The organism is Daejeonella sp., assembly GCF_049655485.1.
Classification (GTDB): Bacteria; Bacteroidota; Bacteroidia; order Sphingobacteriales; family Sphingobacteriaceae; genus Daejeonella.
On sequence record NZ_JBASJU010000320.1, the window covers coordinates 1 to 20,253 of the forward strand.

At 42.9% G+C, this 20,253-nt stretch carries 21 protein-coding genes; 14 read left to right on the top strand and 7 right to left on the bottom strand.

Annotation, left to right across the window (positions count from 1 at the left end; translation table 11 throughout):
* From WBJ10_RS13165 to nhaA, 7 genes are all read left to right on the top strand, one after another.
* On the top strand, nt 1–1,305 hold a 1,305-nt coding region (locus tag WBJ10_RS13165), incomplete at its 5' end, for a phospho-sugar mutase (protein WP_424291033.1).
* Nucleotides 1,306–1,417: 112 nt separating this feature from the next.
* Nucleotides 1,418–2,068, top strand: coding sequence for an SCO family protein (locus WBJ10_RS13170; protein ID WP_424291035.1), 651 nt, complete (start codon nt 1,418–1,420; stop codon nt 2,066–2,068).
* Nucleotides 2,058–2,483, top strand: coding sequence for a c-type cytochrome (locus WBJ10_RS13175; protein WP_424291037.1), 426 nt, complete (start codon nt 2,058–2,060; stop codon nt 2,481–2,483). The genes WBJ10_RS13170 and WBJ10_RS13175 overlap by 11 nt, the downstream gene beginning before the upstream one ends.
* 240 nt (nt 2,484–2,723) lie before the next feature.
* Entirely contained in the window at nt 2,724–4,172 is a 1,449-nt protein-coding gene (asnS, locus tag WBJ10_RS13180; protein ID WP_424291039.1) for an asparagine--tRNA ligase, read from the top strand.
* A gap of 104 nt (nt 4,173–4,276) precedes the next feature.
* Nucleotides 4,277–4,447 (top strand): hypothetical protein, encoded by a 171-nt coding sequence (locus WBJ10_RS13185; protein ID WP_424291041.1) that lies wholly within the window; start codon nt 4,277–4,279, stop codon nt 4,445–4,447.
* 320 nt (nt 4,448–4,767) lie between these two features.
* Nucleotides 4,768–5,388, top strand: a complete 621-nt coding sequence (locus WBJ10_RS13190; RefSeq protein WP_424291043.1) for an L-threonylcarbamoyladenylate synthase — start codon at nt 4,768–4,770, stop codon at nt 5,386–5,388.
* A gap of 133 nt (nt 5,389–5,521) precedes the next feature.
* The gene (gene nhaA, locus WBJ10_RS13195; RefSeq protein WP_424291045.1) at nt 5,522–6,745 is read left to right on the top strand and encodes a Na+/H+ antiporter NhaA; all 1,224 of its coding nucleotides are present in this window, start codon (nt 5,522–5,524) and stop codon (nt 6,743–6,745) included.
* A gap of 3 nt (nt 6,746–6,748) precedes the next feature.
* Here nhaA and WBJ10_RS13200 read toward each other — a convergent pair whose 3' ends face one another.
* Nucleotides 6,749–7,180, bottom strand: a complete 432-nt coding sequence (locus WBJ10_RS13200) for a CBS domain-containing protein (protein WP_424291047.1) — start codon at nt 7,178–7,180, stop codon at nt 6,749–6,751.
* A gap of 300 nt (nt 7,181–7,480) precedes the next feature.
* Here WBJ10_RS13200 and WBJ10_RS13205 point away from each other — a divergent pair, with 300 nt between their 5' ends.
* From WBJ10_RS13205 to WBJ10_RS13235, 7 genes are all read left to right on the top strand, one after another.
* Complete coding sequence (locus WBJ10_RS13205; protein WP_424291049.1) at nt 7,481–8,833, top strand: Na(+)-translocating NADH-quinone reductase subunit A; 1,353 nt, start codon at nt 7,481–7,483, stop codon at nt 8,831–8,833.
* Between the two features lie 144 nt (nt 8,834–8,977).
* The gene (locus WBJ10_RS13210) at nt 8,978–10,150 is read left to right on the top strand and encodes an NADH:ubiquinone reductase (Na(+)-transporting) subunit B (protein WP_424291051.1); all 1,173 of its coding nucleotides are present in this window, start codon (nt 8,978–8,980) and stop codon (nt 10,148–10,150) included.
* Nucleotides 10,143–10,859 carry an NADH:ubiquinone reductase (Na(+)-transporting) subunit C gene (gene nqrC, locus WBJ10_RS13215; RefSeq protein WP_424291053.1) on the top strand — a complete coding sequence of 239 codons (717 nt, stop codon included), beginning with the start codon at nt 10,143–10,145 and terminating at the stop codon, nt 10,857–10,859. The genes WBJ10_RS13210 and nqrC overlap by 8 nt, the downstream gene beginning before the upstream one ends.
* 14 nt (nt 10,860–10,873) lie before the next feature.
* Nucleotides 10,874–11,554: an NADH:ubiquinone reductase (Na(+)-transporting) subunit D gene (locus WBJ10_RS13220; RefSeq protein WP_424291055.1), complete on the top strand. Its 681-nt coding sequence runs from the start codon at nt 10,874–10,876 to the stop codon at nt 11,552–11,554.
* 7 nt (nt 11,555–11,561) lie between these two features.
* The gene (gene nqrE, locus WBJ10_RS13225) at nt 11,562–12,176 is read left to right on the top strand and encodes an NADH:ubiquinone reductase (Na(+)-transporting) subunit E (protein WP_424291057.1); all 615 of its coding nucleotides are present in this window, start codon (nt 11,562–11,564) and stop codon (nt 12,174–12,176) included.
* A gap of 23 nt (nt 12,177–12,199) precedes the next feature.
* Nucleotides 12,200–13,465, top strand: a complete 1,266-nt coding sequence (nqrF, locus tag WBJ10_RS13230) for an NADH:ubiquinone reductase (Na(+)-transporting) subunit F (RefSeq protein ID WP_424291059.1) — start codon at nt 12,200–12,202, stop codon at nt 13,463–13,465.
* Between the two features lie 10 nt (nt 13,466–13,475).
* Nucleotides 13,476–14,477 (top strand): FAD:protein FMN transferase, encoded by a 1,002-nt coding sequence (locus WBJ10_RS13235; RefSeq protein ID WP_424291061.1) that lies wholly within the window; start codon nt 13,476–13,478, stop codon nt 14,475–14,477.
* On the opposite strand, the gene WBJ10_RS13240 is transcribed toward WBJ10_RS13235, so the two are convergent.
* The 6 genes from WBJ10_RS13240 to trpD all read right to left on the bottom strand — a co-directional run bounded on the left by WBJ10_RS13240 (nt 14,461) and on the right by trpD (nt 20,088).
* Complete coding sequence (locus tag WBJ10_RS13240; protein WP_424291063.1) at nt 14,461–14,658, bottom strand: hypothetical protein; 198 nt, start codon at nt 14,656–14,658, stop codon at nt 14,461–14,463. The genes WBJ10_RS13235 and WBJ10_RS13240 overlap by 17 nt on opposite strands.
* 60 nt (nt 14,659–14,718) lie before the next feature.
* A complete protein-coding gene (nhaD, locus tag WBJ10_RS13245) occupies nt 14,719–16,002 on the bottom strand; it encodes a sodium:proton antiporter NhaD (RefSeq protein WP_424291065.1) in 1,284 nt (427 codons plus the stop codon).
* A gap of 417 nt (nt 16,003–16,419) precedes the next feature.
* Entirely contained in the window at nt 16,420–17,187 is a 768-nt protein-coding gene (gene trpA / locus WBJ10_RS13250; RefSeq protein WP_424291067.1) for a tryptophan synthase subunit alpha, read from the bottom strand.
* A 14-nt stretch (nt 17,188–17,201) separates the two neighbouring features.
* Nucleotides 17,202–18,410: a tryptophan synthase subunit beta gene (trpB, locus tag WBJ10_RS13255; protein ID WP_424291069.1), complete on the bottom strand. Its 1,209-nt coding sequence runs from the start codon at nt 18,408–18,410 to the stop codon at nt 17,202–17,204.
* 41 nt (nt 18,411–18,451) lie between these two features.
* Complete coding sequence (locus tag WBJ10_RS13260; protein ID WP_424291071.1) at nt 18,452–19,105, bottom strand: phosphoribosylanthranilate isomerase; 654 nt, start codon at nt 19,103–19,105, stop codon at nt 18,452–18,454.
* Nucleotides 19,102–20,088 (bottom strand): anthranilate phosphoribosyltransferase, encoded by a 987-nt coding sequence (gene trpD, locus WBJ10_RS13265; protein ID WP_424291073.1) that lies wholly within the window; start codon nt 20,086–20,088, stop codon nt 19,102–19,104. The genes WBJ10_RS13260 and trpD overlap by 4 nt, the downstream gene beginning before the upstream one ends.
* Between the last annotated feature and the right edge of the window lie 165 nt (nt 20,089–20,253).

A 20,253-nucleotide genomic window follows, 5' to 3' on the forward strand; every position in this document is an offset into this window, starting at 1 on the left:
GGTGTGATGATTACCGCATCCCACAATCCAAAAGAATATAACGGTTATAAAGCCTATGGTGCTGATGGCGGGCAGTTCACATCGCCGGATGACAAGATGGTGATGAGTGAAGTGGCTGCTGTTGGAAGCATCGACAATGTAAAATTCGAGAGAAATGATTCAAATATCGAACTGATAGGCGAGGAAATTGATCAGTTATACCTGGAGAAGATCACGGAGCTTTCTATCTCAAAAGAAGCGATTCAAAGGCAAAAAGATCTTAAAATTGTATTTTCACCGATCCATGGTACTGGCATTACCCTTGTTCCTAAAGCCCTTAAAAGCTTCGGATTTGAGAACGTAACTATTGTGGAAGAACAAGCCACTCCGGATGGTAATTTCCCAACGGTTGTGTATCCGAACCCGGAAGAGAAAGAAGCTCTCACCCTGGCTTTAGCAAAGGCAGCTGAAATTGATGCCGACCTGGTTTTAGCAACAGATCCGGATGCCGACCGTGTTGGGATTGCTGTAAAAAACAATGATGGAGAATTTATCCTGCTTAACGGTAATCAGACTGGAAGCCTTTTGATTAACTACATGCTCACGGTGTGGGAAGAAAAAGGAAAGCTAACGGGGAACGAATACATCGTTTCAACTATAGTAACCACTCCTTTAATTATAGATATCGCCAAATCCAAGAACGTCGATTTTTACGAAACCCTTACTGGATTTAAATGGATTGGCTCAATAATGACTCAACTGGAAGGCAAGAAAACCTTCATCGCTGGCGGAGAAGAGAGTTATGGTTACCTGGTGGGCGAATTGGTTAGAGATAAAGATGCCGTAATTGCCTGCGCATTTATCGCTGAAATGACGGCCTACTATAAAGACAAAGGAAGCAGCCTGTACGAAGCGATGCTGGATATGTACCAGAAATATGGTTTCTACAAAGAGAAACTGGTTTCCCTGACCATGAAAGGCAAATCCGGCGCGGAAGAGATTAAGGCGATGATGGAACGCTTCAGGACAAATACACCAACTACCTTAGGGGGAGTCAAAGTTGCAACCCTAAAAGATTATGAACTTGGTAAACAAACTGATGTCCTTTCCGGAGCATCCACCAAGCTTGATTATCCCAAGTCTGACGTATTGCAATTCATCACCGAAGACGGTTGTATTATATCAGCGCGTCCCTCAGGCACGGAACCTAAGATTAAATTCTATTGCAGTGTAAAAACCAGCCTTCCTGATAAAAGTGATTATGCGGCAAAAGGCAAAGAGCAGGATGAGAAAATAGATAAAATCATGGCAGATCTGACGAGCTAAGAAAGCTTATTGCCTTTCATGGAGTATATTTGCAGGATGAAACCTGCATGCGCTTTACATCACAGGATAAATAAGCGTATGCAGGCTTCCTTTTTTTATCAAATCCATTCTAATGAAATATCTACTATTTATAGCGGCTTTAATCTGTATTCTGCAAGCTTGCACTGAACCATCCGACAACAGATTGCCTATCCTGGGAGAACGTGCACCTGTGGAAAGAATTGTTGACGGCAAAACTATTGTCGATACTGTTTATCAAACCATCCCTGCCTTTAGTTACCTTAATCAGGATAGCGTTCGAATTAGCGACAAAGATTTCGACAATAAGATTTACGTCGCCGATTTCTTCTTTACCTCATGTAATAGCATCTGCCCTATTATGCACAGAAATATGATGGAGGTTTATAAAAAGTACAAGGATAATCCCCATGTTAAGATCCTTTCGCACTCCATTGATGTAAAATATGATGTTCCCTCACGGTTAAAAACTTATGCCAATAAGCTGGGTGTTGAAAATGATAAATGGGCATTTGTCCATGGTTCCCGTGATTCGATTTTCGGTGTTGCCGCCAAAAGCTATCTGGTCGCAGCTTATGAAGACGAGGCAGATCCGCAGGGACTTGTGCATCAGGGCTGGTTTGTGCTGATCGATACGAAAAAACAGATCCGGGGCGCATACGATGGCACGAAAGAAGACCAGGTACAGCAAATGATGCTCGATATGGATAGGCTTCTTGAGGAAGAAAAGCTAAATGAGAAATAAACTTCTTTATTTATTTACCTGCTTTTTCTGTGCTGTGCTGGTCTTTGAATCCTGCAGTAATGAGTTGGAATTAAACTACCAGCGCTACTATGTAAATGGCAAGGGACTCTATGAAAAGAATTGCCAGAACTGCCACGGAGCTAATGGCGAGGGACTGAATAAGCTCTATCCTTCCCTAACAGATACTGTGTTTCTTTCAAAAAATAGAAACTCTCTTGCCTGTATGATAAAGAATGGCCTTAACGGGGATGTAAAGGTGAATGGTATTACTTATAACAGCGCCATGCCCGGAAATGCGGAGCTTGCTGATATTGATGTTGCGCAGATCATCGTTTATATTACGAATTCGTTTGGGAATAAACAGGGATTTTATGATCAAAAGCAGGTAGCAGTCGATGTTAAAGGGTGTGATTAATAATTAACACTTCAACTAAAATCACGGCGATCACCCCTCAGTCCGCCCAGGGCGGACAGCTCCCCTTGAAAAAAGGAGAGCGCGTGACGCCTAAAACCCCCGATCAATTACCGGCCGCAAGTCCTTATTCCTTGTTCCTTATTCTTGGCTCCTGTGTCTTGGTTCTTGATTCTTGGTTCTTTCTACTTCCCCGTTGCAGTTCCCCCAACGATTTGTATTTTTGCACTTCAATAAAAAAACATGGCTAAGCGCACTAGAATTAAAGATCTCCTGAACACTACGGAATTTGGACAACAGGTAATTGTTATGGGTTGGGTAAAAACCTTCAGAAATAACCAGTTTATTTCAATCAATGACGGATCCAGCATAAATAATATCCAGGCTGTAGTAGACTTTAATGCGATGGATGAAGCCCTGCTTAAACGATTGACAACAGGCGCTGCAGTATCTATTGAAGGCGAACTGATAGAATCAATGGGTAAAGGCCAGAGAGTGGAGGTTAAAGTAAGTAAACTGGAGATCCTTGGTGATAGTGATGCCGAGAAGTTCCCCTTGCAGCCTAAAAAACACAGCCTTGAATTCCTGCGTGAGATAGCACATTTGCGTTTCCGCACTAATACGTTCAACGCAGTATTTAAAGTAAGACATGCTTTAGCTTTCGCAACACACAAATTCTTTAACGATAAAGGATTTTTATACATGCATACTCCAATCATTACGGCTTCGGATGCTGAAGGTGCGGGTGAAATGTTCCGCGTATCTACATTTGATCCGGATAATATCCCGCGCAATGAGGATGGTTCTATAAATTACAAAGAAGATTTCTTCGGCAAGGCAACCAACCTGACCGTTTCAGGCCAGCTTGAAGGAGAACTTGCTGCGCTGGCATTTGGCGATATATATACTTTCGGACCTACCTTCCGCGCCGAAAATTCAAATACTACCCGTCACCTTGCTGAATTCTGGATGATCGAGCCAGAAATGGCATTCTATGACCTGAACGATAATATGGATCTTGCCGAGGAATTGTTAAAGTACCTGATCAGGTATGCTATCGACAATTGTTCGGATGAATTAGAATTCCTCACCTCCCGTTTGCTAGAAGAAGAAAAACAGAAGCCCCAAAATGAACGTTCAGAACTGGATTTGCTGGCTAAGTTAAATTTCTGTTTGGATAATGATTTCGAGAGGCTTACCTATACTGAAGCGATAAGTATCCTGAGGAACTCGAAACCAAACCAGAAAAAGCAATTCAAATATATCATCGAGGGCTGGGGTTCTGATCTTCAATCAGAACATGAGCGTTACCTTGTAGAAAAGCATTTTAAGAAACCGGTGATATTAACAGATTACCCTGCAGAGATTAAATCCTTTTACATGCGCATGAATGAGCCGGATGCTGAAGGGCGCACGACTGTAAGGGCAATGGACATCCTTTTCCCGGGAATCGGCGAAATTGTTGGTGGGTCACAGCGTGAAGAGCGCCTTGACAAAATCGAAAGCAGAATGGAAGATCTTCATATCCCTGCCGAAGAGATGTCGTGGTACCTCGATACCCGCCGATTTGGTTCGGCGCCGCATGCGGGATTTGGACTAGGTTTCGAACGTCTTGTATTATTTGTGACTGGAATGACAAACATTAGGGATGTAATTCCATTTCCACGCACCCCTAAAAACGCAGAGTTTTAAGAGTTTAATGCAAATCGGTTTTTTTTAGTAGATTACTTTTGGTTTCGCGCTTATTCCATGGATGATGGATGAGTCGTGACCTAAACCTAAACTAAAACAGATTTATGAAACCATCAGCACCAAACAAAGTTCTCTGGGCAGTTGCCCTTATTGCAGGAATTCTCGGTATTGTAGGCCATTTGACTTCAGTGAATTACCTGACGGAATATAGCTTTATACTTGTTTTAATTGGGTTTGTGCTGCTTGCTATTGGAACTTCTTTTAAAGGGACCTGATTTAAGTATATGCGGTCATAAATTGTGACCGCATATACTTAAGATCCTTCGCTACGCTCAGGATGAGGGCTCGTTTAAGGGAGGAATGGAGATTTCTTCTCGCGGCACAAGGTCCGTAAATCGTTGCAGTCCGGGCCGCTCGTCGAAATATTCCCCTATTCGCAATATCGGCAAATTGAATCTCTCCCACTCACGCCGTCATCTCGAACGAAGTGAGAGACCTATCAACCATCCCTTATAAACCCTCTTTAATCATTTCATGAACAAACCCCTTTACAATGGTGTTGTAACATGAGAAGTTTAAATTTGTACTTTTAGTAATGCTTATCAAGATATATCCCGAAAATCCCAACGAAAAAATGATACAGCAGGTGGTCGATGTACTCAAAAAAGGAGGCATCATCATCTATCCTACCGACACCGTTTATGGCCTGGGCTGCGATATCACCAATCAGCGCGCAGTGGAACGCATCTGTAAAATACGGGGCATTAAACCTGAGAAAGCAAACTTCTCATTCATTTGCTATGATCTGCGGCACATTTCAGATTATACCAAACCTATTGATAACGAGACTTATCGTATTCTTAAAAAGGCCCTCCCGGGTCCTTTTACTTTCATTTTCAATGCCAGTAAGAATGTCCCTAAACTCCTTAGTTCGAATAAGAAAACTGTTGGTATAAGGGTACCTGATAATTCTATTGCCCGGTGCATTGTAAAGACTTTAGGAAATCCTATCATGTCTACCTCAATTCACGATGATGATGAGATCATGGAATACTCTACGGATCCGGAGCTGATCCATGAGAAGTACGAAGGCCTTGTAGACCTTGTTATAGACGGGGGGGTTGGCGACAATCTACCTTCAACAGTGGTTGATTGCAGCGGAGGTGAATTTGAAATAATACGCCAGGGTAAAGGCAATCTTGATCAGTTTTTGTAACATCTTTAACACCAACCTAACTAACTAATTCTTAGCAAATAGCAGATAAAATGAGCGCCAAAACACTATTCAGATTGCCGAATTAGTATCTCCCCTTTTAACTGGCTTTTAAAGATTTTAGTATTTTCGCGCAATGAGCAAAGGAATTAACTTAGAAACCTTCAAAAACTTTTTCCGATCAAAGCAAATCGGGGGAATCGTCCTGCTACTTTGTGTAGTTATATCCCTAATTATTGCAAACTCTCCTTTAGGAGAAAACTTCCAGAATCTGCTTTCAACTTTAGTAGGGTTTTCAGGCGATAGTTTCAGTCTCGAATACACAGTTGCTGCCTGGATTAATGACGGCCTAATGGCTATCTTCTTTCTACTGGTAGGGCTCGAAATTAAAAGGGAAGTTATTGAAGGGGAACTATCCTCACCAAGAAAAGCGGCTATGCCCATATTCGCAGCTCTGGGAGGAATGTTATTACCGGCACTCGTATACACCCTGTTTAATTTTAATACGTCAACATCAGGCGGCTGGGGAATCCCGATGGCGACCGATATAGCTTTTGCCTTAGGCGTACTCTCTTTATTAGGTAAAAAAGCACCCGCATCATTAAAGATTTTCCTTGCGGCACTTGCTATTGTCGATGATCTCGGTGCAATCCTGGTTATCGCCTTCTTTTACACAGATGAAGTTCATTTTTCGCAGCTCCTTTATGCTGGAGGCATCATGGCTTTATTAATATTATTGAACCGCCTTGGGGTTAAGAGACTGGTTTTTTATATCATTCCGGGATTGTTTCTCTGGTACTTTGTTCATCATTCCGGCATACATGCTACTATTGCAGGTGTTCTGCTGGCCATGACTATTCCTACAAATCCTACCAGACATACTTCACCTTTGGAGAAATTGGAACACATGCTTGTTCGGCCAGTAGCCTTTATCATCATGCCCATTTTTGCGCTGGCAAACACTAATATCAGATTCGAAAGCAGCATGATGGATGGTCTTTACAGTCCCCTCGGACTTGGAATAATCGGTGGTCTTTTAGTTGCTAAGCCTGTTGGGATAACCTTATTCTCCTGGTTATCGGTTAAAATGGGTTTTTCTTCGCTCCCTTCCCAGTCGACCTGGAAACACATCTTTGGACTGGGTTTGCTAGCCGGTATCGGCTTCACCATGTCAATATTTATTGCGTTGCTTTCTTTCGGGAGCCTGGAAAATCAGCTTGAAGCAAAATTCTCGATTCTCGTAGCGTCAGTCATTGCAGGTATTTCAGGGTACATTTTCCTGAGCAAGGTTAATAAACGTATCACGGACAGGAAGAAGCTGCTCAGACATCGGAAACCATCGGTAAAACCAGCAAACTAAGTCTCACGTCCCGCCGATATATTGCTCCATATTCTGGATGATGAACTTCTGCTCGTCAATGATAAATTTGACAACATCCCCTATGGAGATAATTCCAATTAGCTCACCCTCCTGCATTACAGGCAAGTGACGGATAAAGTTATTGGTCATAAGCTGCATACATTCATCGATTGAAGCAGAAGGGCCCACTGTGATCAAATTTTCCGACATGATATCCCTGATTTTGGTCTGCTTTGAAGCCTTCCCTTTCAAAATCACCTTCCTCGCATAATCTTTCTCAGAAAACATCCCTACAAGCCTGTCATTTTCCATAACAACCAGGGCGCTTACGTTCCTTTCCACCATGATTTCCAGTGCGCGGTAAACGATGGTGTCCGGAGATATTGAAAATGTAGCATTGCCTTTAGCTTTTAAAATACTTTGTACAGATCCCATAATGAAGTATTTAATTAATGAAAATCCTTTAATATATATGCGTAAGACTATCGAGCAGTGTAATCAAATTCAACACGTTATTATTGGGGAAAAAGCAATATCTGAACAGTATAGAGCTACAAACGGAGGGCTAACTAAAAATAAGAATTAATTCTAAAATAAAATATTTATTTCTGGTTTATTATTAATTTATTAAAACCTGTATATTGTATTAAGATTTATCATTGCCTAGTAAATCTGAGACTTGTTGAGCCGAAACTTTGCGTTCTTACACATCGATGTCTTATTTAAATTTACTGTATGTCAAGATACGTTAAAATTACTCGGGGCTTAAATATCAAACTGGCTGGCGAAGCCACCAAATCTCTTTCTAATCACACTCAGGCCGAAACCTTCGCGGTTTGTCCTGCCGACTTTCACGGACTTAGTCCGAAGCTTATGGTCAAAGAAGGTGATGAAGTACTGGCAGGATCTCCTATATTATATGATAAGAATAATGAATCAATTAAATTTAGCTCCCCGGTAAGCGGTGAGATTATTGAAATTGTACGCGGTGATAAAAGGAAAATCCTCGAGGTTAAAATCCTTGCTGACCGCGATATCAGGTATCTTGATCATGGTGGAATTAAATCATCAGGCCTTAGTCGCGAGGCGGTCATTGAACATCTCCTAAAAAGCGGAACCTGGCCTTTTATCCGCCAACGCCCCTTCGGGATTGTGGCTAATCCTCAGATTGTACCGAAATCGATTTTTATTTCCGCATTCGACTCTAATCCCCTTGCACCAGATATCGATTTTGTTTTAAAAGGAAAGGAATCGCTGTTCCAGGCCGGGCTTGATGTCCTGCAGCAACTAACTGACGGAAAAGTTCACCTCAATATCCACACCGAGTTAAATTCTTCATCTTACGATAATTATCAGAACGTTCAAATCAACAAGTTTTCAGGCCCTCACCCTGCTGGTAATGTGGGAGTCCAGATCCATCATATTGATCCCTTAAACAAAGGTGAATTTATCTGGACTGTAAATGCCCAGGATGTCATTGTGATAGGTAACTTATTTGAAAAGGGAATATATAACGCCCGTAAGATAATTACAGTTGCCGGTTCGCAAACTCTAAAGCCAGCCTATTTTCAGGTTCTTGCCGGATGCAACATTAAGAATCTGCTAAAGGAAGTGGGGTTAAAAGATGGGGACAAGCGCTTCATCAGCGGCAGCGTTTTAAGCGGCAGCAGGATATCATCTGAGGGTTTTTTAGGTTTCTATGATTCTCAGGTTACTGTTATCCCGGAAGGAAATCAGGCGGAATTTTTAGGATGGCTCCGTCCGGGGCTGGAAAAGTTCAGCGTTTCCAGAGCCTTCTTTTCCTGGCTTAATCCTTCCAAAAAACACGAGCTAAACACCAACCTGCATGGGGAAGAACGCCCTTTTGTAGTAACGGGAGAGTATGAAAAGGTCTTCCCAATGGATATTTATCCCGTTCAGTTATTAAAATCAATTCTTATCGAAGATATCGAACAGATGGAAAAACTGGGGATTTACGAGGTAGTAGAAGAAGATTTTGCTCTTTGCGAGTTCGTTTGTACATCTAAAATAAAGTCGCAGGAGATTGTACGCAAAGGCCTGAATATGATCCAGAGCGAATTCAGTTAAGCTAATTATAAATTGCAGACAATATATATTTAATAACAGAGATCCTTTATAACACAAACCAGATTCTATTGATAGCATAGCCGAAAAAATACAGACAGAAAAACGGGGCGGGAAGCCATTTATTTATCACTAGCATATTTTCTTTTGGAAGCACTTAGAAAATTATTAGATAAGATAAAACCCCACTTTGAAGCCGAGGGTAAACTGGAAAAGTTTTACCCCGCATTCAATGCGTTTGAAACCTTCTTATTCGTACCGGAACATACAACCGGCGCGCGGGGTACCCATATCCGGGATGCGATAGATCTTAAACGAACCATGATTCTGGTGGTACTGTCATTAGTGCCTTGCCTGCTGTTCGGAATGTGGAATGCAGGCTACCAGCACCACCTCGCTCTCGGAACTAATGCGAGTTTCACAGATAATTTTTTCTTCGGTGCCTCCAAAGTTCTTCCTTTAGTAATTGTATCCTACGTCTCCGGCCTGACTGTCGAATTCATTTTCGCTATCGTCCGCAAACACCAGGTAAATGAAGGTTTCCTTGTTTCGGGTATGCTTATCCCACTGGTCATGCCTGTTGATGTACCCCTTTGGATGGTGGCTGTATCCACAGTGTTCGCAGTCATTATCGGAAAAGAGGTATTCGGCGGAACCGGGATGAATATCCTTAACCCTGCCCTTACCGCAAGGGCATTTCTCTTCTTTGCCTATCCAACTAAGATGTCTGGTAACGAAGTTTGGGTAAATACCAGCCGAGCTGAAGGACAGCCCTTAGTTGACGGATACAGTGGAGCAACTCCCCTTGGTGATGCTGCAGCAGGCTTTGGCGATAAAATACCAGGCATTTGGGAATCTTTTATCGGGACTATACCTGGCTCGGTTGGTGAAACCTCTGCCCTGGCCTGTTTAATCGGTGCGCTCATCCTATTATATACAGGCATCGGCAGCTGGAGAATCATGCTAAGCGTTTTTGTGGGTGGATTTGTCATGGCTGCCATTTTTAATCTCTTCGGGACAACTACCCTGATGCAAATCAGTCCGGTACACCACCTTGTTTTGGGAGGTTTTGCTTTCGGAGCAGTGTTTATGGCTACAGATCCTGTTAGTGCCACCCAGACCAATACCGGCAAATATATTTATGGCTTTCTGATAGGACTGTTTGCTATCCTATTCCGGGTATTTAATCCGGCATATCCGGAGGGAATGATGCTTTCTATACTTTTCATGAATGTGATGGCCCCGTTGATCGATCATTACGTAGTTGAGGCCAATATTAAAAGAAGAATGAACCGTACCAAGACTTTGCAAAATGGATAAGGACAGCAATAAAGCCACATTTCTTTTTTCCGGCGTGATGGTCGTTATTATCGCCGTGCTGCTTTCGGTTGCCGCAATAAGTCTTGGCCCCTATCAGCAAAGGAATATCAGAATTGAAAAGATGGAAAATATCCTCAGTAGCGTGGGCATTGAAACAAATCCTAAGGAAGCTGAAAAGTTCTTCGCCACTTACATTACCGAACAGATAGTCCTCAATAAAAAAGGCGAAGCCGTTAAGGGAGGTACCCCTGCTTTCGATATCGACCTTAAAAAGGAACTCGATAAAGCGAAAACAGGCAATGCCGATAAGGAACTGTTTCCTTTATTTATCTGCAATAAAGACAATAAATCCTTTTACATCATTCCTGTTAGAGGCAAAGGCCTGTGGGGCCCAATCTGGGGTTATATAGCCCTGGAGGGCGATATGAATACCGTTTATGGGGTTAGCTTCGGACATAAGAGCGAGACCCCGGGCCTCGGCGCTGAAATAGAAACAGAAACATTTCAGAAGCAGTTTGCAGGCAAGAAGATATTCGACGAAAAGGGGCAGTTCGTGTCTGTGAAGGCTGTCAAGGGAGGGGCGACACCGGAAAACGCCCACGGTGTCGATGCGGTATCCGGGGCTACAATTACAAGCGATGGTGTTTCTGAGATGGTTAAAAGAACTCTCAGTAATTATGTGCCATATTTTAAGAAAACAAAATCCTGATAAATATAGAGAGTATGGAAAACGAAACGATCAGCACGCCTCTAAAGGTCAAAGAACCTGCAGAGCCTCTATTCTCACCGAAAAACAGAAGACTGCTTTTCGATCCTCTGAATGATAATAATCCCATAACGGTTCAAGTATTGGGCATATGTTCAGCTTTAGCGGTAACAGTAAAAGTAAAACCCTCTATCGTGATGGCCCTGGCGGTAATGGTGGTGTGCGCATTTTCTAATGTGGCCATATCCATCATAAGAAATATTATCCCCAACAGGATTAGAATAATTGTACAGCTTACAATTGTAGCGGCGATGGTAATTCTTGTCGACCAGGTTTTAAAGGCCTTCGTTTACGATGTCAGTAAGCAGCTTTCCGTGTTTGTAGGCCTGATCATCACAAACTGCATTATCATGGGCCGTCTGGAAGCTTACGCGATGGCGAATAAGCCATGGCCTTCTTTTATAGATGGCATAGGTAATGGCCTGGGCTACGGACTTATCCTGATAATAGTTTCCGTGATCCGGGAAATATTCGGCACTGGCGAACTTCTTGGATACCGGGTAATTCCTCAATCGCTGTATGACATGGGTTATTTTAACAATAGCCTCGTCATAATGCCCCCGATGGCCCTGATTATAGTAGGTATTATTATCTGGATACAGCGAAGCCGAAACAGAGATCTGATTGAAACTAAATGATAAGGACATGGAACACCTAAACATCTTCATCAAAGCAATTTTTATCGAGAACATGATCTTTGCCTATTTCCTGGGCATGTGTTCTTATCTGGCCATCTCCAAAACAGTAAAAAGCGCTGTAGGATTAGGAATGGCAGTTATTTTCGTCTTAGCTGTATCAGTACCAGTTTGCTACCTTCTGGAGAAATATCTGCTTAAACCCGGCGCGCTGGCCTGGCTGTCTGATGATTTCGTTACGGTCGACCTGAGTTTCCTCAGTTTCATTATGTTCATCGCAACTATCGCATCCATTGTGCAGCTGGTTGAAATGGTCGTTGAAAAGTATACCCCTGCCTTATATGCTACACTTGGTATTTTCCTTCCCCTTATCGCAGTTAACTGTTCCATACTAGGAGGGGCTTTGTTTATGCAGGAAAGGGAGTATTCAACTTTAAGCGAAGCCACCGTATTTGGTTTTGGATCAGGAGTGGGCTGGGCACTTGCCATCATCGCACTGGCGGCAATTCGTGAAAAGATCAGGTATTCCAACATCCCTGCTCCTTTGAGAGGTTTAGGAATTACATTCATCCTGACAGGCTTGATGGCTATTGGCTTTATGAGTTTTATGGGGATTACGCTTTAAGGAGTGTTTTAATATAAAAGCAAATGATTCTATTAGCAATTGACTTTACCACGATCCTGACCAGTGTAGTCATATTCTCTGTATTTAATATTATCCTGGTTTATATAATCCTCCTTGCGAAAGCAAAGCTCATGCCTTCAGGGCTGGTTAAGATTAACATCAACAATCAGGAAATTATAGAAACAGAAGCAGGTTCCACCCTCCTGACTACCTTATCGGAGCGTAAAATTTTTCTGCCTTCCGCATGCGGTGGCGGCGGCACCTGCGCCATGTGTCGATGCCAGGTTCTTTCGGGTGGCGGCGAGATCCTGGCTACTGAAACCCCCTATTTCACACGGAAACAGCAGCAGGATAACTGGCGTCTCGGTTGCCAGGTGAAAGTGAAGCAGGACATGGAAATCAAAATTCCTGATGAGGTCTTTGGTATTAACAAGTGGGAGTGTGAGGTGGTGTCAAATAATAACGTAGCTACCTACATCAAAGAGCTTGTAGTTAAACTGCCTGAAGGCGAGTTTCTGGACTTCGAATCGGGGTGTTATATACAATTGGATGTTCCTGTAATCGCGGTCGACTTTAAGGACGAGCTCTATAAAATCGATGATCGCTTCCGCGATGATTATGACAAATTTAAAATCTGGGACCTTAAGATGAAGAACCCGGAACCGATATTCAGGGCCTACTCAATGGCCAATCATCCTGCAGAAGGTAATATAATCATGCTTAACATCAGGCTGGCCACTCCCCCTTTCGACAGGCAGGCCGGTGGTTTTATGCATGTTAATCCCGGGATTTGTTCTTCTTATGTGTTTTCACTTAAGCCCGGCGACAAGGTAAACATCGCCGGTCCTTTCGGTGATTTCCATATTAAACAAACTAAAAAAGAAATGATCTATATCGGTGGCGGAGCGGGTATGGCACCCTTACGTTCCCACCTCTTTCATCTCTTTCATACAGAAAAAGAACGCGACAGAAAGATCAGCTTCTGGTATGGAGGCCGATCGCTCAGGGAAGTGTTTTATACCGAGCATTTCCGGGATATTGAAAAAGAATTCCCGAACTTCCAATACAACATTGCCTTGTCGGAGCCACTACCTGAAGACAACTGGCCCGGATACACAGGATTTATCCATAATGTTCTCTATGAAAACTACCTGAAAAACCATCCTGAACCCGAAGAAATCGAATATTACCTGTGCGGCCCGCCAATGATGAACTCTGCTGTCTTTAAAATGCTTGATGAGTTGGGTGTGCCACCAGAAAATATCGCATTCGATGATTTTGGCGGATAAACAGCGTTCTATGAGGTTGGCCCTGTTATTCATTTTCTCTTTGCTTTGCCTTTCGGGCTGTAAAGAAAAGAGTGAGATTCATAAAATCTCTGGCGAAGCACAGGGTACAACCTGGCATATCAGCTATATCTCTGAAAATCCAGGCAAACACAAACCTGCTATCGACTCGATCTTAAAGGATCTGGACCTTTCTCTTTCTACCTGGGTGAAAACATCAATTATCTCGCGAGTCAACAGGAACGAACATGATGTACTGATCGACTCCTATTTCAGAGATGTATTTCTGAAATCCATGGAAGTCTCCGATAAAACAAATGGTTTATTTGACGTGACTGTCGGGCCGCTCGTAAACGCATGGGGGTTTGGACCCGTAAATAAATCAGAACGAGATAGCCTTCCAATAGATAGTTTGCGAACTTTTGTCGGTTATAAAATGCTGAAACTCGAGAATGGTCGCATCATTAAAGACAGGCCCCAAATACAGGTCGACTTCAATGCAATCGCCCAGGGTTATTCAGTAGATGTATTAGCCGCGTATCTTAACAAACATCATATAAATGATTACCTGGTAGAGCTGGGTGGTGAGGTGATAGCAAAAGGCACTAAAAACAAAAATAAATGGACAGTTGGAATCGACAATCCCGACGAGGTTCAAGGTGCTGAACGAAAACTTCAGGCTGTTGTCGAACTTAAAGACAGGGCTCTGGCTACTTCAGGCAATTACAGAAAGTTTTATGAAGTGGACGGAGTTAAATACGCTCATATTATTGATCCCCGGACGGGCTACCCTGCGAAACAGAATATTTTAAGCGCAACGGTACTCGCCGATGATGCGATGAGTGCTGATGCGTACGCGACGTCCTTTATGATTATGGGACTAGACCGCGCTAAAGAATTTTTGCAGGCAAATAAGGAGTTAAATCTGGATGTTTTCTTTGTCTATACTGAAAACCTTAAATGGAAAACTTACCAATCTGATGGTATGGCCGACCTGATTAAAGATCTAAACTAGACTTGCACTTTTCAAGTGGTTTTGCACCGCATATACTGCAAACCCCATCGTCTTTTTGCAGTAATGGATTATTGCTGCTGCAGGTCCCGGAAAACTGCCCGTCTTTCTTAAGCAGGATACGAATGGCTATTCCAGCCACAGCCAGACTCAATAATACTATGCTTAATAGGATAGTCGCCATAATTAAATTTACGGCTTTTCCGAGAACAGGTCAATAGCTTTAGCGACTTCCTGACTACTTCTAACTACCGAGCAGATAATGCTGAAGCAGAAATGTACCAGCTCCTCCCATATAGCCTAGAAACGCAAGAAAGGTGATATTCTTAAGGTACCAGATAAAATCTATTTTCTCCATACCCATAGCCGCTACACCAGCTGCCGAGCCGATAATAAGCATGCTACCACCGGTACCAGCGCAATAGGCCAGAAACGACCAGAAATAATGGTCAGTGGGGTAAGTGGCCATATCATACATTCCCATTCCGGCAGCTACCAGAGGCACGTTGTCGACGATTGCAGAAAGTACCCCTATTGAAATGACGATAACATTCAGGTTCCCGATTTTCTCATCCATGTAAGCGGCCAAATCCTGCAGCTGGTGTGTTGATTCCAGTGCTGAAATTGCCACTAGTATCCCGAGGAAAAACAGGACGCTTGGGACGTCTGCTTTGCGGAGAGCGTGGACTACAGAATAGGTATCCTTATCTGTATCGTTCTTATTCTTATGAATAATTTCTGTGATGATCCATAATATCGCCAGGCCAAATAACATCCCCATAAAGGGTGGCAAATGAGTAACCGTTTTGAATACAGGCACAAACAACAATACACCGATTCCCAGTGCGAGAATAAATTTCCGCTCAAAAGGTGTTGTTTTATCGGTTTGATGTGTTTCTACAATAGCCGGGGTTTCCACCTTTCCCGACATGGTAAACGAAAGAAAGAGTAATGGAACTATTAAACATACCATGCTTGGTATGAACAAATTAACAATGATATTACCTGTAGTGAGCTGCCCTCCTATCCAAAGCATCGTGGTAGTAACATCTCCGATCGGCGTCCAGGCTCCACCAGCATTAGCTGCAAGGACAACCATACTCACAAAAAACATCCGCGTAGTCTTATCATCAATGAGCTTTCTAAGTAAAGACACCATCACGATAGTGGTAGTAAGATTATCCAGAACAGCAGACAGGAAAAAAGCCAGGATAGAAATGATCCAGAGTAATTTTCTTTTATCTGTTGTGGAAATACGGCTGGTAATCACCTCAAAACCGTCATGTGCATCAATAAGCTCCACGATGGTCATCGCGCCAAGCAGAAAAAATAATATGCCTGAAATCTGCCCCAGATGCTCGTAAAGCTGGCCGGACACCAGGTCTACATCTGAACTTCCCAGCATGTAAATGGTCCAGCATAAGACGCCTGTAAGCAGGGCACTGGCCGTTTTATTAATTTTCAAGGGATGCTCAAAAGCAATTCCCGCGTATCCGATGATAAAAACCAGAACTATTAAGAGATGCATGATATAATCGTTTAAGATGGTATATCAACCTGACACTTAGCCGCTTCTTGTTTCAAGATACAGAAAATTGGATTTAAACAAATAAAATGTGGCAAATAATTTAATTGATATTTAAATGAAAGTATGGTACACGGAAAGCCCTGTTTTTGATAAAAACAGAATTGGCTTGTCACTTATTTAAACGCAAAGGGCGCAAAAGGGTAATCGCAAAGGACAAGTCATTCTAACGATTCTATCAGCGCTATAAATATCCTACTAGTCCTTTGCGACCTTTGCGTGTACTTTGCGGCCTTTGCGTTTAAATTTTACTTGGTGTGGGACACCTGCCTGCCGAAGGCAGATTTAAGTAGGCATATGAAGTATGTATTGTTCCCTGTTCACTTTTCAATTCCAGTCCTGCCTACTTGTTCCTGGCTCCTATTTGATAGTCCGGATAAACCCAGAAATACCCGCTATCCCATCAGGCTTTCCCAATGTCTTAACAAACGCGCTCCCCACAATAGCCCCCCGGGTATACTCAGCCGCCTTATCGAAACTCTTTTGATCTGATATTCCAAAACCAATCATTGTTGGATTCCGAAGCTCCATGTTTTTGATCCTTTGGAAATAGGCATCTGCCGCATCACTAACCTGTAGATCCTTGCCGGTGGTAGAGGAAGAAGAAAGCAGGTAAATAAACCCATTGCTGAGTTCATCTATTTTCCTTATCCGTTCCTCAGAAGTTTGAGGAGTAACCAGAAAAATATTGCTTAGCTTGTTTTCCAGGAAGCAGTTTTTATAAAGGTTCTCGTATTCATACATGGGAAGGTCCGGTACAATTACACCATCAACCCCGACTTCCGCTGCTTTATTACAAAAGTTCTCAACTCCATATTGAAGTACCGGGTTTACATAGCCCATGAGCAGCACAGGAATAGAAACACGCTTCCGCAGATCCTTCAATTGTTCGAAAAGTATTGGAAGTGTCATTCCATTGTTCAATGCTACCTGCGAACTAGCCTGGATTACTGGCCCGTCCGCCACCGGATCAGAGTATGGAAACCCTATTTCAATAAAATCCGCGCCGCCCTTTTCCAGAGCCTCTGCAATGTCCAGGGTGCTGTCTAAGTTGGGATAACCTGCTGTGAAGTAAATGGATAATATAGGTGTTGTTTTCTTCTTAAATAACTCGTTGAGTCTGTTCATTTTTTGAATCGCTTCTATAGGTTAAAATGTTTCATGTAGTTATCCAGGTCTTTATCCCCACGCCCCGAAAGACAGATCACTACAGTTTCATCTCCTTTAAATTTCATTTTTTCCAGTTGCGCCAATGCGTGCGCGCTTTCAATCGCCGGTATGATCCCCTCCAGTTCGGCCAGGAGACGTCCTGCATCCATTGCCTCATCATCTGTGACGCTGACGTATTCGCCGCGTCCTGCCTTAAATAAATGGGCATGCTGCGGGCCAATACCCGGATAATCAAGTCCTGCAGAAATTGAATAAGGTTCAACTACCTGACCGTCGTCTGTTTGCATCAAAATGGACCTGCTGCCATGTAGCACCCCCTCTTTTCCAAGTGCAGTAGTTGCTGCCGATTCTCCGCTTCCCACACCTTTTCCGGCTGCTTCTACAGCAATAAGCTTCACGTCTTCATCATCGAGAAAATGGTAAAACATGCCGATTGCATTACTGCCCCCACCTACGCAGGCCATCACAATATCCGGGTTTTCAGATCCTGTCTTTTCTTTTAGCTGGAGTTTGGTTTCTTCGGAAATGATTGCCTGGAATCGGGCAACCATATCTGGATATGGATGTGGCCCAACAACGGAACCAATAATGTAATGGGTATCAACCGGGTTATTAATCCAGTCCCTCATCGCTTCGTTTGTCGCATCTTTTAGTGTCTTACTACCGGACGTAGCGGGAACTACTGTCGCTCCCATCATTTTCATACGTGCCACATTCGGAGCCTGGCGCTGGATATCAATCTCGCCCATGTATACCACACATTCAAGTCCCATTAAAGCACACACTGTAGCCGTGGCAACTCCATGCTGCCCCGCACCCGTTTCTGCTATGATCCGTTTTTTGCCCAAACGCTGTGCGAGCAATATTTGCCCGACAGTATTATTGATCTTATGGGCACCGGTATGGTTTAAATCCTCCCGTTTCAAATAAATGGTTGCGCCATACTTTTCAGACAGTCTCTTAGCCAGAAACAAAGGTGATGGCCTGCCAACATAATCTTTCAGTAACTGATGAAGCTCCTCCTGGAAAGAAGGCTCGTAGATAATGTCAAGGTACTTTGTCCGCAATTCTTCTACATTCGGATACAGCATTTCTGGGATATAAGCTCCGCCGAAATCACCGAAATAGCCACTGTTATTTACTCCCCAGTTCACCGAACTCTTTATAAACTCTCTGTTCATCTTCTTTGCTGTTGTTTTAACCAGCCGCCTTCTGGCAGCTGTTATATACCAGAGCTCCTGATTTTCTCAAAAGCACTTCTCAATCTATTAATATCTTTAATTCCTGCCTCAGTTTCGAACTTACTGTTCAGGTCTACGCCGTGAAAACGCAAGTCTTTTAAATCCGTGATTCCATGAATGTTTTCCAGGCTCAAACCTCCACTAAGGAAATACGGCTTTTTTCCTTTATAATTCTCAAGGATCGACCAGTCGAACGTGATACCAGAACCCCCATGCTCTGCTGTCTTTGTATCAAATAGAAAATAATCGACGAAATCTTCGTACTCACTCAGTGCCGAAAAATCGAAATCCTCAGAAATGCCAAATGCTTTGATAATCTCCACATGCTTTTCTGTCTGCATATTGTGAAGGAATTTTCTGAACGACCTGCAAAACTCTGCAGGTTCATTCCCATGCAGCTGAATGGCGTCCAGATCGTATTGAATCACTTCATCAGCCATCACATCCATCGCTTCGTTGACAAACACACCTGTTTTCTTGGTGGTCGGAGGGATCGATTTCATATGAGTTGCATCGAGGCCCTTCATATACCTTTTGGAATGCGGATAAAATATAAGGCCCAGATAATCCGGATTTAATTCCACAAGTTCCCTGATGTTATCAGGCTCCCGCATTCCGCAGACTTTTATAATCATGCTACCAGTTTTTTAAAGCTATTCAATGCTTTCTTGCTTATCAGAGACTCTTCAGCCTCGTAGAAACAATCTGCAAATGAACTATCGGGCTTTATTGTCCGAATTGCTATAGCAGCATTACACATCACCACATTATTTTGTTCTGCTGTTCCTTCGCCATTTAAAACATTTCTGAAAATAGCAGCTGAATCTTCAACTGTATTTCCGCCCCGAATTTTCACCGGGTCGATCTTCTCAAATCCCATCTCAGAAATAGAATGAATATGCTCACCACTACTGGAGAAGGTCTTGAAATCACATGTCAGAGACACTTCATCATAGCCATCAAGCGCATGGAGAATGGTATAATTCATAGGTGACTTCTGGTATAAGTAGGCATACAAGCGCGCCAACTCAAGGCTGAAGACTCCCACTAACTGGTTTTTAGGCCTTGCCGGATTAACCATTGGTCCGAGCATATTGAAAAATGTCTTCACACCGAGTTCTTTACGGATGGGTGCCACAGTTTTCATCGCAGGGTGAAAAAGAGGAGCATGAAGGAAACAAATACCTGCGTTATCCAGGCTCTGTCTTAATTTGTCTGAATCATTTGTAAAGGTATAGCCCAGATACTCCATGACGTTTGACGAACCGCAGCCAGATGACACACCATAGTTTCCATGCTTTGCAACCTGGTAACCAGCACCGGCAACAACAAATGATGCAAGTGTTGAAATATTGAAAGTGTCTTTGCCATCTCCACCCGTGCCGCATAGGTCTACAAGTTCGTAATCCTCCAGCTTGGGTTTCAGACAAAGGTCGAGCATCCCATCCCGGAACCCTTCGAGTTCATCGACAGTAATATTTCTCATACAGTACACCGCCATGAAAGCAGCCATTTGAGAAGAGTTATATTTCCCAAGGGCAATGTTGGTGAGTATTTCTTTTGCTTCCTCGCGCCCAAATGTCTTTTGCTCGAATAGATGATTTAATATTTGCTTCACGTTTAATGCTTTTTTAATAAAAAAAGGGCTGCCTTTAGGCAACCCTTCATATCTAGTTTCTTATATTGAATACTATATACTCATACTGATCGCCGAATGATTAACATCTGCCACCACCACTTTGTATATAAATTATTTGCTTTCATCTTTCAAAGCAAATATGGA